15 protein-coding genes are annotated in these 12,699 nt (G+C 64.8%); 13 read left to right on the forward strand and 2 right to left on the reverse strand.

From position 1 onward, the window contains the following. Positions 1-301 precede the first annotated feature (301 nt). The 3 genes from KNW02_RS10920 to KNW02_RS10930 all read left to right on the forward strand — a co-directional run bounded on the left by KNW02_RS10920 (position 302) and on the right by KNW02_RS10930 (position 3,634). Positions 302-2,491: a hypothetical protein gene (locus KNW02_RS10920; protein WP_216033306.1), complete on the forward strand. Its 2,190-nt coding sequence runs from the start codon at positions 302-304 to the stop codon at positions 2,489-2,491. A gap of 89 nt (positions 2,492-2,580) precedes the next feature. Beyond that, the gene (locus KNW02_RS10925; protein WP_216033307.1) at positions 2,581-2,820 is read left to right on the forward strand and encodes a hypothetical protein; all 240 of its coding nucleotides are present in this window, start codon (positions 2,581-2,583) and stop codon (positions 2,818-2,820) included. A gap of 97 nt (positions 2,821-2,917) precedes the next feature. Continuing rightward, the gene (locus tag KNW02_RS10930; RefSeq protein WP_216033308.1) at positions 2,918-3,634 is read left to right on the forward strand and encodes an RNA polymerase sigma factor; all 717 of its coding nucleotides are present in this window, start codon (positions 2,918-2,920) and stop codon (positions 3,632-3,634) included. On the opposite strand, the gene KNW02_RS10935 is transcribed toward KNW02_RS10930, so the two are convergent. Continuing rightward, positions 3,622-4,056, reverse strand: coding sequence for a type II toxin-antitoxin system VapC family toxin (locus KNW02_RS10935; protein ID WP_011748362.1), 435 nt, complete (start codon positions 4,054-4,056; stop codon positions 3,622-3,624). The two genes, KNW02_RS10930 and KNW02_RS10935, sit on opposite strands and share 13 nt — an antisense overlap. Beyond that, positions 4,053-4,292 carry a FitA-like ribbon-helix-helix domain-containing protein gene (locus KNW02_RS10940; protein ID WP_018000085.1) on the reverse strand — a complete coding sequence of 80 codons (240 nt, stop codon included), beginning with the start codon at positions 4,290-4,292 and terminating at the stop codon, positions 4,053-4,055. The genes KNW02_RS10935 and KNW02_RS10940 overlap by 4 nt, the downstream gene beginning before the upstream one ends. Positions 4,293-4,415: 123 nt before the next feature. On the opposite strand from KNW02_RS10940, the gene KNW02_RS10945 reads away from it, so the two are divergent. The 10 genes from KNW02_RS10945 to KNW02_RS20865 all read left to right on the forward strand — a co-directional run. Then, positions 4,416-4,616, forward strand: a complete 201-nt coding sequence (locus tag KNW02_RS10945) for an indoleamine 2,3-dioxygenase (protein WP_216033309.1) — start codon at positions 4,416-4,418, stop codon at positions 4,614-4,616. A gap of 77 nt (positions 4,617-4,693) precedes the next feature. Then, complete coding sequence (locus KNW02_RS10950) at positions 4,694-6,853, forward strand: AAA family ATPase (protein ID WP_252733704.1); 2,160 nt, start codon at positions 4,694-4,696, stop codon at positions 6,851-6,853. A 327-nt stretch (positions 6,854-7,180) separates the two neighbouring features. Continuing rightward, positions 7,181-7,396: a hypothetical protein gene (locus tag KNW02_RS10955; protein WP_348524714.1), complete on the forward strand. Its 216-nt coding sequence runs from the start codon at positions 7,181-7,183 to the stop codon at positions 7,394-7,396. Next, positions 7,389-7,769 carry a DUF6362 family protein gene (locus KNW02_RS10960; protein WP_216033311.1) on the forward strand — a complete coding sequence of 127 codons (381 nt, stop codon included), beginning with the start codon at positions 7,389-7,391 and terminating at the stop codon, positions 7,767-7,769. Before KNW02_RS10955 ends, KNW02_RS10960 begins: the two co-directional genes overlap by 8 nt. Positions 7,770-7,907: 138 nt before the next feature. Then, positions 7,908-8,252: an HNH endonuclease gene (locus KNW02_RS10965; protein WP_216033312.1), complete on the forward strand. Its 345-nt coding sequence runs from the start codon at positions 7,908-7,910 to the stop codon at positions 8,250-8,252. A 110-nt stretch (positions 8,253-8,362) separates the two neighbouring features. Further along, a complete protein-coding gene (locus tag KNW02_RS10970) occupies positions 8,363-9,739 on the forward strand; it encodes a site-specific DNA-methyltransferase (protein ID WP_216033313.1) in 1,377 nt (458 codons plus the stop codon). Further along, positions 9,736-9,981: a DUF7220 family protein gene (locus KNW02_RS10975; protein ID WP_216033314.1), complete on the forward strand. Its 246-nt coding sequence runs from the start codon at positions 9,736-9,738 to the stop codon at positions 9,979-9,981. The genes KNW02_RS10970 and KNW02_RS10975 overlap by 4 nt, the downstream gene beginning before the upstream one ends. A gap of 51 nt (positions 9,982-10,032) precedes the next feature. Continuing rightward, the gene (locus KNW02_RS10980) at positions 10,033-10,503 is read left to right on the forward strand and encodes a phage terminase small subunit P27 family (protein WP_216033315.1); all 471 of its coding nucleotides are present in this window, start codon (positions 10,033-10,035) and stop codon (positions 10,501-10,503) included. Further along, positions 10,487-12,274, forward strand: a complete 1,788-nt coding sequence (locus KNW02_RS10985) for a terminase large subunit (RefSeq protein WP_216033316.1) — start codon at positions 10,487-10,489, stop codon at positions 12,272-12,274. Before KNW02_RS10980 ends, KNW02_RS10985 begins: the two co-directional genes overlap by 17 nt. A gap of 27 nt (positions 12,275-12,301) precedes the next feature. After that, the coding region (locus KNW02_RS20865) for a phage portal protein (RefSeq protein ID WP_252733705.1) at positions 12,302-12,699 on the forward strand (398 nt) is incomplete at its 3' end.

Genomic DNA, 12,699 nt, shown 5'->3' on the forward strand with positions numbered 1-12,699 from the left:
GTCGGGCGGATAGTGTAGGCAACTTTCTCCAGTATCGTCAGATACTTCGCCCCCATCCCGCATCCGCAACCGAACCAGCCCGAGCGCCAGCAGGCCGCACAGCTCGGCGCGGCGTTCGGCCGGCGTCATCAGGAAGGGCGACAGGGGATTGGGGCGCTTCATCTCGGGCTCACATGCTTCTCGCACATGAAAAGCCAGGTCCGCCCGCATTTCGGGACAAGGGGCGACTAAAAATATTGCCGTCGGCAGGGTTCTTCGGATGTAATCACATCCATGTTATCGTTTGGCGTGGAGCAACGAGATGAGCCGGAAGTTTCGCAATCTTGGTCCGGAAACCCACGAGCTGGTCGAAACCGCGCCGATCCCGCTGCTGCACGAAATCTTCGAATATCGCGGCTCCGACACCGAACCCGAAATCGCGATCGAATGGCCGGCAACGGAGGAGGAAGAGGAATGGCGCGCGGTGCTGCTGGGTCAACTGAACGCTTCGCCAGCCGATGATTTACGCCCGATCGAAGATCGCTGTCGACGGATCCGATCCCTCGCGCGCGGCAAAGGGCCGACGTCGTTGGAGCACGTGGCTAATGAACGGCGCTCTCATGAGGAGCTCGAGGAATTCGACGCGCAGTTGGACGCACTGTGCCGAAGCGCCTGGCTTTTCCTGCGCTACCCGGAAGATTTCGAGGATGCCGAGGCGTTTCATGCCGCGCGGCAATATCGCGACTTCGGCAAGATGTACGACTCGTTTGAGGTCAATGTCGAAACTGCCGCGCGAATAGATGCGGGCGAAATCGACGAGGATGCCCTGGCCTCGCTTCTGACCGCCAAGCTCGAGTTGCCCTCGCGTGTCACTATCCGCAGTCTCGATCTCCCCAGGACCCAGAACCATCCCGCATCGGTGATGGTGATCGTTCGTCATGGCGGTCCCTTGTCCAGCGTCCTCAATCACAAGGACAACGGGATGCGGAGCCCGATCTATTTCCGGCCGCCAAATGAGGCGACGCTGATCTGGACGCCGGCAGAAAGAACCATGGAAATCTGTGGACCCGCGCCCAAGGTGCGCAAGCTTCTCGGCGACGGGTTTGCGGAAGTGGTTCTGAAGGCCGACCTGTCCAGCAAGCCGTTGAGCTGGCGGCGATACGATCTGTCACGGTTCCGAAAGTCCCTGACATTGCCCTTGCCCTCCTGGGACGATGTGGATGTCTCGGCCGCGCGTCTGATCGAGGTTGAGCTGCGCCTCGGCAACTGGGCACGACGCCTGGCGCTTCGCGTCACCATCGACGACGATATCGAGGCCGTTGCGCAGCGCTATCTCGGTGGCGACCGAATTCTCAAGCATGCGGAAGGGTTCAGCCGGCTTGCGGTGGCGGTGAGATATGGCCTGCCGGGCAGCAAGAAAGAGCGATCGTTCGAGATTTCATTCGGCGATACACGATCCAATCTTCAGAGCAAGACCGAGGCGGAGCAGCGTGATCTGGGTTATCGGCTGCTGCAGTTCTGGGGCATCCTCGATCGTTTGCAGCCGCTGGACCAAGGCGAGATCAGCAGCTTCCTGCCCGTTCTTCTCCGCCTGCACGATCTTCCCGAAGATGAGATCGCCGGCGGCATGATCCGGCAACATGGTCTCGACCCCAAACGTCTGATGCAGGCCGGCATCCTTGATCTGCGGAGAAAGCAGAACATCGTCCTGATCGACGAAGATGACGATTTCGGCGATGTCAATATTGGCCCGATGGCTGAGCCTGGGCATGTTGCGGCAGTCGGTCTTCATGGGGAAGACCTCGGCAGCGTCTCGCTGGAAGACATCAGGCAATATGTGATCAGGCGCGAATGGCTGGAGGAAATCCTCGTGACTGCGCTCAAGCCGCTGATCGGCCGCGTCGGAGTCGAACAACTGGATGGTGATCTGATCTATGTTGGCCGGTGGCGGACGTCGGATGCAGAAATTCCCATCTATTTCGCACGACGTCTGGATCAGGCAAACACGCTGCAGCGCCTCGATGTCATACTGCGCAGCCGCCAGGACGGGGGGGTCGGGATCGTCCTTACGGCCGGACCCACCCCGTTTACCCATCTCGGTCCCAACGTGGTGATGCCACTCGGTGATCTCCTGAGCGATGGGAAGATTGATGACGCTGCGCAAGCATCAATGCTCGAGCGGTTCAAGATCGGTCGATGGCTCGCCTTGGGCGGGAGTGAGGTCACGCTGGCCCGGTTCGGGCCGATGTCCGCGATGCTGTATATTCCAGGCCTGACGCCTCTGGCCGTTTCTGGCGTGAAGCAAATTCTGGTCATAGAACGCCTCGTTGCAGCGCATAGGTCGGGCGTCGCAGAAATTCGAACTGGCACCCTGATCGAAGGAACTGGCGCCCGGAGCCCGCGGGATGCGTGGCCCTCCCATGCGCGCGCCAGTGTTGCGGGCGTTTATTTCGAGAACCACAGGCAGAATTTCTGGCGACTGAAAACGGGGCATTTGCCCGGCTCGACGTAAGAGTCGGATGCAGATCCGAATCTTGACGGGCGCGGGTCCGACATTCGGGTGATTATTGGAAAGGCTCCATCAACGACGGAGCATTTCAAATGCCGAACTACATCTCCCGCCCCATCCACAAAGCCACCGCTGTTGGCAGCGCGCGCAAAACCGCCAGCGCATCTGACGCCTGGTGCTGCAGCTGCTGCGGCGCACTGCTGGGCATCCACCGCGACGGCCTGATGCATGTGAGCTTCGCGCGCGGTCACGAATATCTGTTCAGCTATCCCGCCACGGCGACCTGCCGGCGCTGCGGGACCATGAGCCAGACGAAGGGACCGGCGCGTTAAGCCGCGCCGTTCGCCTGAATTTCCCGATCATCAGAGGCGCACGACGCCCTGAGGCCCGAGAGAGGCGCTGGACGCCCGGCCGGAAGGCTGGCGTCCCGTGTCTTTCTCCTGGTCCGCGATCCGCGAGGATCTCGCCCGTTCGTCGTCGACCCTGCAATCTCAACGCGATTATCGTGCCGTCCGGTCGACCGAACCGTCGCTTCGGCCTTACACCGATATCGTCGGGCTGCTCGGCGCCCTGCATCATGGGCATCTCGATTTCGATGGGCGAAACGCCATTCTCGCCGCCCTCGTGCGCAGGTCACAAGGCCGCGATCGTCCCGCGGGATTGGCCCTGCACGTCATGCTGCTTTCCCTGTGGCCGGGGCTCGATGCGATCCGCAACCGCTGCCTGCGTCGCCGTGTCGGCACTGCTGACGAGATCAACTCCGACCTGCTGGCCCGCAGCACGGAAATCATCCGGACCCTTGATCTCGGTCGCGTCACCAATATCGCCGCCACCGTGCTGATGAACACCGAACGCGATCTGTTGCGGGCCCATCGACGCGAGATCGACCGCCAGCAATCTTGCGCGGAGGTAGAACCCGACTGGATTGCCGCGCCGCCGTCATGGGCGGAACGGGCCCGGATGCGGGCGGAATTGCGGGCTGATCTGTCGGCGGTAATCGGGTCAGATGCCGATCTGGTCTTGGGCGTCGCGGTGGACGGCTTGAATCAGATCGAGATGGCAAGCGCGCTCGGCCTGTCCGATGGGGCGGCGCGGAAACGTTATCAACGCGCCGCCGCGCGCCTGCGAGGCCATTACCGGCCTTGAGCCGCCTCGTGCCACGGATCCACCACCTCCACGCCCATGGCGGCGAAGGGCGCGGTGTCGCGGCTGGCGACGGGATAGCCCTGTGCCGCGGCAATGGCAGCAATCGCGCCATCGGCAAAACTCACGGCCTGTCCCTGCCGGCGCGCCGTTGCCATCAATACTCCGAAGGCACTGGCAGCGGCCTCGTCGAACGACAGGATACGTGCCGGAAATACCTCGGCCAGCATCTGCTCGAGCCGCGCGTCAAGATCGTCCCGACGCCGCCCAGCGTCCAGGCATGCAATGCCGAACCGCAACTCGGCCAGGCTGATGGTGGTCAGGTGCAGGGTGGTCAACTCTTGCCGGTTGAGCCAGTCGATCACCCGCGGCTCTGGCGCCGGCTTCATCGTCTCCGAGACGACATTGGTGTCGAGGATGATCATTCGAAACCGGCCGGCTCCGCGGGCGTCCGGTCGCGTTCGACCGAAAGGTCGTCCGTCTCGGCGCCGGACCAGATACTGCGCATCAGATCACCCGCGCGCGGGCGCGACTGCGGCAGCACCGCGCGGGCAATGATCTCGCGCAACTCGGCCTCGGCGCTGCGACCATGCGCGGCGGCCTGCGCCTTCAGCGCGCGATGCACCTCTTCCGGGATCTGACGCACGACGATCTGGGCCATGATGAAGCTCGCTCGATATCAATTCTAATTATAGATATCACATTTGATCGCGGCTTCAATGTCCCGATCGGCCTTCGGGATTGGCTTTTGAACAGGTGAAGCCCCTGTTCACGAGCCCGATCGATGACACTGCCGCCCATTCCGCCGTCTGATCTCCTGAAACGCCTGCCGGGGTATTACCGCCGCTGGGAGCTGACCGAGCTGGTGATGCCAGACCGGTATTACTTCTTCGAAGCAGCCGGCCAGCATGAGGATGGCGAGGACCTCTTCGCGGTCTATATCCAGCCCGCCGATCTGGAGCCCGGCGAAGGGCGGCTACAATGAGCGTGCCGGCGGTCGATCCGGCGCAGATCGCGCTCTTTCTCGATGTCGTCTTCTCCTGGTGCGACGGGCTGATCCCCTTGCGCGGCCTGCCCGAGAAGGGCGTGACGCCGCCCCCGCCGAGTGATCTGCGCTGGTTGCCTGCCTATGCGGGTGCGCCCGCGACCATCGCGGGCTGTGCCGAGGTTGCCGCGCCCATCGGCCGAGCCATCTATGTCATCCCCGGCACGGTGGCGCAGTGTGGCGAAGCCCGCGCCGGGCATGTGCTGCAGATGCAGGCCCTCGTGGTCGATCTTGATCAGGGCGATATTGTCGCCAAGCGCGATCACCTCATCCGCCATCTCGGTCCCGCCACGCTCACGGTGGAAAGCGGTGGCATCACCGAGGGCGGTCAGAAGAAGCTGCATCTGTGGTGGAAGCTGAGCGAGCCCGCGCATGGTGCGGATATCGCCCGTCTTTGCCGCCTGCGCGGCGAGATCGCCCGCAAGGTCGGTGGTGACGGCAGCTTCGGCTCGGCGCATCAGCCGGTGCGGGTGCCGGGCACCATCCATGGCAAGCACGGCCTGAGATCGCAGGTCAGGATCATCGATCATCAGGCGATCGAGGTCGATCTGGCCGAGTTCGAGACTCGGGCGATCGCCATGCCGGTCTTGGCAGAGCCGTCGTCATCGGGCAAGCCCCTCGACTTCAATTCTGATGCAAAACCCTCCGTCGATGCCGTGCTCACCACGCCGGTGCGGGAAGGCGCGGCGGATGACTGGACACGGTTCCAGGGCGCCAGTGCCGCGATCGGCCATTACCTGCGCCAGGCCCATGAGGGGCGCATGACGCTCGATGAGGCCTGGGAGGCGATCTGCAGCTATAACGCCGCGATGCTGCGCCCGCCATGGCCCGAGGATCGGCTCAAGGCCGAGACACGTCGCCTGTGGCAGCGACATCTCGAACGCAACGGACCTGCGCAGCCGCCGCGGCAGGAGGCGCCGACAGGCCCGCTGGACTGCTTCAGCCTCGGCCAGCTGCTCGATGACCGCAGCGCGCTGCCCGACGACATCATCGCGCCGCGCGTGCTCACACCGGGCGGCCTGCTGGTCCTTGGCGGAGCGCCCAAGGTCGGCAAGAGCGACTTCCTGATCTCCTGGCTCGTCCACATGGCTGCCGGCGTGCCGTTCCTCGGCTTCACGCCGCCGCGGCCGCTGCGGGTATTTTACCTGCAGGCCGAGCTGCAGTATCACTACCTGCGCGAGCGCCTCCACCAGATCGGCCTGCCGTCCGAAGTCCTTGTTGCCGCGCGCGACGGCTTCGTCGCCACCCCGCGGCTGAAGCTGCTGCTCGACCACGGTGGCGTCACCCGCGTGCTGGAGGCGATCCGGAGCGCTTTCCGCGACAGCCCGCCCGACATTCTCTGCGTCGATCCGATCCGCAACGTCTTCGACGGCGGTTCGGCGGGTCCGAACGGTGGCAGCGGCGGCGAGAACGACAACAGCGCGATGATGTTCTTCCTCAAGGAGCGGGTCGAAGCGCTGCAGGCGGCGGTCAATCGCGATGCAGGTGTCATCCTCGTCCACCACACGAAGAAGCTTTCGAAGCAGCAGGTGAAGGATGACCCGTTCCTCGCTCTCTCCGGCGCCAGCGCGCTGCGGGGTTATTACACCAGCGGCCTGATCCTGCACCGCCCGGACGACGACAGCACCGCCCGCCGCCTCGAGATCGAACTTCGCAACGGACCGGCCCTGGAGGCGAAGCTGGTCGACAAGATCGGTGGCGCCTGGGTCGAACTGAACGCCCGCCACGAGCGTCTCGTGCGGCAGGAGGTGGGGGCCCGTCTCGACGCCGAGCGCGATCGCAAGGCCGAGGTGATCCTCGACCTGCTCTACGAGGAGGCTGCGGAAGGCCGGCTCTATACCTCCACCCAGTTCGCCTCGAACTTCGAGAACCGCGCCGGCCTCGGCAGCCAGCACACCATCCAGGACCGGCTCAACGTCCTCGCGACGAAGGGTTATGTCAAATACCAGCGCAATGGCGGGCTCTACGATCTGCCGCTGGTTCGCTCGCGCTTTGGCTACATGTGCACCGAAGGGATGCGCTTTGGCCGGGCTGAGCAGGTCGATCCCGAGACCGGCGAGGTGATCGCGCGCGGTATTGCCGTCCGTCCAAGCCATTATCGCTGCGCCTCATCGGGAGTCGCGCGCGAGGTCGAAAACCCCTTCGTCTGGGTCTGGCCGGAGGTCTCGGATGTCTGACAAGACCGACCTCCGACATATGTCGAGAATGTCAGACATATCTCGTTGTCTGACTGATTGCTTGCAAATCAATGGCTTACATAAGTCGAAGTCAGACCTGTCCGACTTCGTTGTCCGACTTCTGCAGAGCAGGAAAGGCAAGCAATATCAATGTCATGAGCCACTGAATAAGTCGAACAATGATCCCCCCCATACTACGTATGGGACCGCCCGCCGTCAGGCGGGGCGGCCCATACGCTGCGTCCGTGCCCGCGGTCCGCCGTCCGCCCTCGTCTCTGCCTCATCCGATCACAGCGGCCCGAACGACAGGAGATGACAATGGCCCGAATGAAACTGACAACGATGCGCTACGCGCCCCCCGGCTACGGTGGCACGCGGCGCAGCCACGATGAGGTCAAGCGCGACGGCTGGCAGGAAATGGGCCTGCTGGCGGTCAGCGTGAATGATCCGCGGCTGACCTGGCCCGAGCGCGAAATGGTCGCGCAACTGGGTCGCAAGCTCTACGGCCCCCGCGCCGGCGAGGGAGGGCGTGGCCATGGCTGATCGGGACTGGACCGCGGACGATGTTGCCGACCACTTCGCCGAGGCGTTCCGCACGCTGCGCAAGCTGCCGCCGGTGAAGGCGCAGGGCTACTTCAACACCTGGCCCGACATCGTGCGGACCAGCCGCGAGATCGCGGCGATGGAACCCCAGCCGATGCGGGTCTGGCCCTCGGCCGCCGCGATCACGCGGCTTGAGCAGACCTTCGACTGGGTGCTCTGGATCGAGGAGGCGGAGCGCAAGCTGGTCTGGTCGCGCGCGGCCCGGGTGCCGTGGAAGCAGATCAGCGGGGAACTCGGCTGCGACCGCACGACGGCATGGCGGCGCTGGCAACTGGCGCTGACCAAGATAGCTGCGCGCCTGAATGCGAAGTGACTCCAATGTGTTGCAACACATTTCCCTTCGACATCTGCAACATGCCCGTGCTATAAACAGGATATGATCGGGAGAAGAGCGCCTCGGAGCGCCACCGGTCGTTTCCTCCCCGTTTCATCCGACTTGCGAGGGCATCCCATGCCTGTGCGCCCGCCCATCCATCGCCCGGTGGGGACGCGTGACAAGCGTGAGGCCGATCGCGACGCCGACCACAAACGCGACCCCGCCATCCGGGCGCTCTACAAATCCACCCGCTGGCAGCACGCGCGGCGGATGTTCCTCGCCCGCCACCCGCTCTGCGCGGAATGCCAGCGACAGGGGTTGGTGAGCGCGGCCAATACCGTCGATCACATCATCCCCCATCGCGGCGATACGGATCGGTTCTGGGACCCGGACGGTTGGCAGCCGCTCTGTGCCAGCTGTCACAGTCGCAAGACCGCGAGCGAGGATGGCGGCTTCGGCAACGCCCGCCGCCAACCATAAACCACCGCCCCCCCGGGGGGAGGGTAAATCTCTGGGGCCTTCCAGCCCCGGACCGGGCGCCAAGCTTTCTGCATCCGTGGCCAAAATGGCGAGGGGGGGGGTAGCGGCCCATGCAACAAGGAAATACAGCCGTGTCCGATCGCGAACTTGTCATCGAATATCGTGCGCTTGATCGCCTCGTGCCTTACGCGCGCAACGCCCGCAGCCATTCCGAAGCCCAGCTGGCCGAGATCGCCGGATCGATCCGCGCGTTCGGGTTCACCAACCCGGTGCTGATTGCAGAGGATGACACGCTGATCGCGGGTCATGGCCGGGTGCTGGCGGCACGGCTGCTCGGCATGGAGACAGTGCCGACCATCACCCTGACCGGCCTGACCGAGAGCCAGCGCCGGGCGCTGGTGCTGGCCGATAACCGCATCGCGCTGAATGCCGGATGGGACGAGGCGCTGCTGGCGCTGGAACTGAGCGACCTGAAGGAGGCCGGGTTCGACCTCGGGATCATGGGGTTTGAAGACGGGGAACTCGACCGGCTTTTGTCGGGGGCGGAGGAGGACGGTGAAGGTTCGACGCCGCCCGTGGTCATTCCCGAGCCGCCCCGCAACCCGGTTTCCCGGGCTGGCGATCTGTGGATCCTCGGTGAGCACAGGCTGCTCTGCGGCGATAGCACCAGCGCTGCCGATGTGCGCCGGCTGATGAATGGCGAGCGCGCCGTGCTGTTCGCGACCGACCCGCCGTATCTGGTCGATTACGACGGCAGCAACCACCCGACCCGCAACAAGGACTGGTCGGCGTCCTACGGCACGACCTGGGATGACAGCAGCCAAGGCGCAGAACTCTACGACGGCTTCATCGGCGCGGCCATCGCAGAGGCGATCACCGAGGACGCCGCCTGGTATTGCTGGCACGCCTCGCGCCGCCAGGCGATGCTGGAAGCCTGCTGGGAAAAGGCCGGGGCGTTTGTGCATCAGCAGATCATCTGGGTGAAGGACCGGGGCGTTCTGACCCGGTCGCATTACCTCTGGAAGCACGAGCCCTGCTTCATGGGCTGGCGCCGCCCAAACCGCCCGCCGAAGGTCGCCGAGCAGACGCTGCCTTCGACCTGGGAGATGCCCAGCTTCGCCAAGGACGAACGCCCCGACCACCCGACGCCGAAGCCGCTGGACGCCTTCGGCATTCCGATGCGCCAGCATGTCGCCCGCGGCGGCCTCTGCTACGAGCCCTTCTCGGGCTCCGGCTCGCAGATAATGGCCGGCGAAGCCAATGGCCGCCGCGTCAATGCCATGGAAATCAGCCCGGCCTATGTCGATGTCGCGGTGGAACGCTGGCAGGCCGAGACCGGCAAGGACGCGATCCTCGATGGCGACGGCCGGACCTTCGCGCAGGTGAGGACCGAGCGGCTGGGCGATGATGCCGGGGCCGAGAAAGCGGATGACGACGCTAAGGGTGACGCCGCCCCCCGCAAGCGCTGCCGGAGCAAGGCAGCATGAAACAATCACGCCTCATGTCGCTGGTCGAGTCCATCGCCAATGTCACCGTCGGATATGGCGTTGCCGTCGCCACGCAGATCCTGATCTTCCCGTTCTTCGGGCTGCACGTCACGCTGACGCAGAACATGGCGATGGGCGGGATTTTTACCATCGTATCGATAGTGCGTTCCTTCGCCTTGCGGCGGGTGTTCGAGGCTATGCGGGTCGGTGGCGGTGAGCACGAGTCCGACTCTCGGGGATAAGCCCGATTCATCAGCATTGCGGGAGGAGAACAGCCGGAAAGGACAAGGATCATGGCGGGTCGCAAGCCACTGCCGACGCAGCTCAAACTGGTCAAGGGCACGGCCCGGCCGCATCGGATGAACCCCGACGAGCCGAAGCCGGTGGTGACAACGCCGCCGCCGCCCGACCACCTTGATGAGCGAGCGGCCGCGAAGTTCACCGAGATGGCCGAGCTGCTGGCCCGGCATGGGGTGATGACCGAACTCGATGTCGGCGCGCTGGCCCGTTACGTGGTGATCTGGCGCCGCTGGCTCGAGGCGGAGGCCGAGGTCAAGCGCCGCGGCCCGGTGGTGAAGACTGTGGGCGGCAATATCATCCAGAACCCGTTCCTGGCCGTGGCCAATAAATGCCTCGCGCAGATGGGCCAGATCGAGAGTGAGTTCGGGATGACGCCATCTAGTCGCACCCGGGTGCGCATGGCTGAACCGACTGACACCCGCGACCCGTTCGAGGATTATCTGAACCGTGGCAGCAGCGCGTAAATCCGGTGCGGGGCGAAAGGCACCGGCGTGCCCGGTCACCGCCTATGCAAAGGCGGTCACCGGCGGCAAGATCATCGCGGGGCGGCTGGTACAGCTCTCCTGCGCACGCCACTTGGCCGATCTCAAATCCGGCGCGGCGCGTGGTCTCGTCTGGGACAGCGCGGCCGCGTTGCACGCAATCGAGTTTTTCAGCCATCTGCGCCACTCGACCGGGGAGTGGGCGGGCGAGCCCTTCGTGTTGCAGCCCTGGCAGGAATTCGTGGTGGGCGCGATGTTTGGTTGGAAGCGCAAAGCTGGCCCGGGCCAGGACAACCCGCGCCGATTTCGCACGGCCTATGTGGAGGTGGCCCGCAAGAACGGTAAATCGGCGCTGTTGGCAGGGATCGCGCTCTATGCGCTGATTGCCGATGGGGAGCCGGGCGCCCATGTCTATGCCGCTGCCACCACCCGCGATCAGGCGCGGATCGTGTTCGGCGAGGCAGAACGTATGGTTGCGGCAAGCCCGGCGCTCTCAAGCCGGGTCACAAAGACGGTCAACAACCTCGCGGTGCTGCCCACCGCGTCGTGGTTCCGGCCGCTCTCGGCCGATGCCAGCAAGATGGACGGGCTCAACGTGCATCTGGCCGCCGTGGACGAGGTGCATGAACATCCCGGACCGGAAATCATTCAGAAGCTCAACACCGCCACCGGTGCCCGGCGCCAGCCACTGATCGTCGAGATCACCACCGCCGGCCATGACCGCCATTCGGTCTGTCGCCAGCATCACGAGTTCTCGGTCAAGGCGCTGGAAGGGTCTGTGCCGCATGAGACGGCCGATAGCTGGTTTGCCTTCATCGCGACGATCGATGAAGGCGATGACTGGACTGATCCTGCGGTCTGGGTGAAGGCCAATCCGAGTCTTGGCGTGACGGTGAAGCCGGATGACCTGAAGCGCCAGATCGACGAGGCCCGCGAGATGCCGGCGCAGCAGAACGCGATCCGGCGGCTGCGGCTGAATGAATGGACCGAACAGGTCACCCGCTGGCTCGACATGGGCGTCTGGGCCGAGGGCGGGCCGGGTGACGGGGCTGATTGGCGAGATATCCGCGTCGGGCTGGATGATCTGGAACAAAAGCTGTTGGGCCGGGAGTGCTATGGCGGGCTGGACCTGGCCCGGGTCAACGATCTCTCGGCATTCGTGCTGCTGTTTCCGCCGACGCTGGATCCTGCGCTCGGCGATCTCGCCGAGAAATGGATCGTGCTGCCCCGCTTCTGGGTGCCTGAGGAAGATATTCTGCGCCGGGGTAAGCGCGACCGGGTGCCCTACGATACCTGGCGCAACCAGGGCTTCCTTGTGGCCACCCCCGGCAATGCCACCGATTTTGGCTTCATCGAGGCCGAGATCATCGCACTCGCGGGGCGCTACGATCTGCGCGAGCTCTCTTACGACCGCACCTTCGCCGGAGAGATCGTTCAGCATCTGCAGGATGAGGGGATCAACCTGGTGCAGTTCGGTCAGGGGTTTCTGAGCATGGCGGCGCCGACCGCGGAACTTGAGCGCCTCTCGGTGTCGCGGCTCTTGTGGCATGGCGGCCATCCGGTGCTGCGCTGGAATGCCTCGAATGTCGCCGTGCGCCATGATCCGGCCGGCAATATCAAGCCGGACAAGGAACGCTCCTCGGATCGCATCGACGGCATTGTCGCGATCTGCAACGCCCTCGGCCGGGCGCTCCTGCGCGACGTCAATGCCGGCCGCTCGGTCTATGACAGCCGCAGCATCCTGGTGCTGTAGGCTACCCGTCTTACGGAAAGAATGCCCATGTCCTTCTGGTCCCGCTGGTTTGCAGGAGCCCCGCCTGCGGCCTCGCCTCCGCACGCCCCATCACCGCGCGCGTCCGCCCAGGAGGCGGGTGGCGGGCTGGTCATCACCTCTGCCGCCGAACTGGATGCGGCGCTCCGGGCCGGGGCGGTCAGCGGCTCCGGCATGGCGGTCACGCCCGACAGCGCCATGCGGGTGGCGGCAGTCTATGCCTGTGTGCGCATCATCTCCGGCGCGGTGGCGACGCTGCCCTTGCATATCAAGCGCCGGGTCGATGCCCGGACCCGCGCGGATGCCTCGGATGCACCGATCTGGCGGGTGTTGCGCCGGCGTCCGAACCGCTGGCAGACACCGTCGCAATTCCGCCGCATGATGCAGGCGCATCTGCTGTTGCGGGG

It is taken from the genome of Paracoccus marinaquae, assembly GCF_018860165.1.
Taxonomy (GTDB): Bacteria; Pseudomonadota; Alphaproteobacteria; order Rhodobacterales; family Rhodobacteraceae; genus Paracoccus; species Paracoccus marinaquae.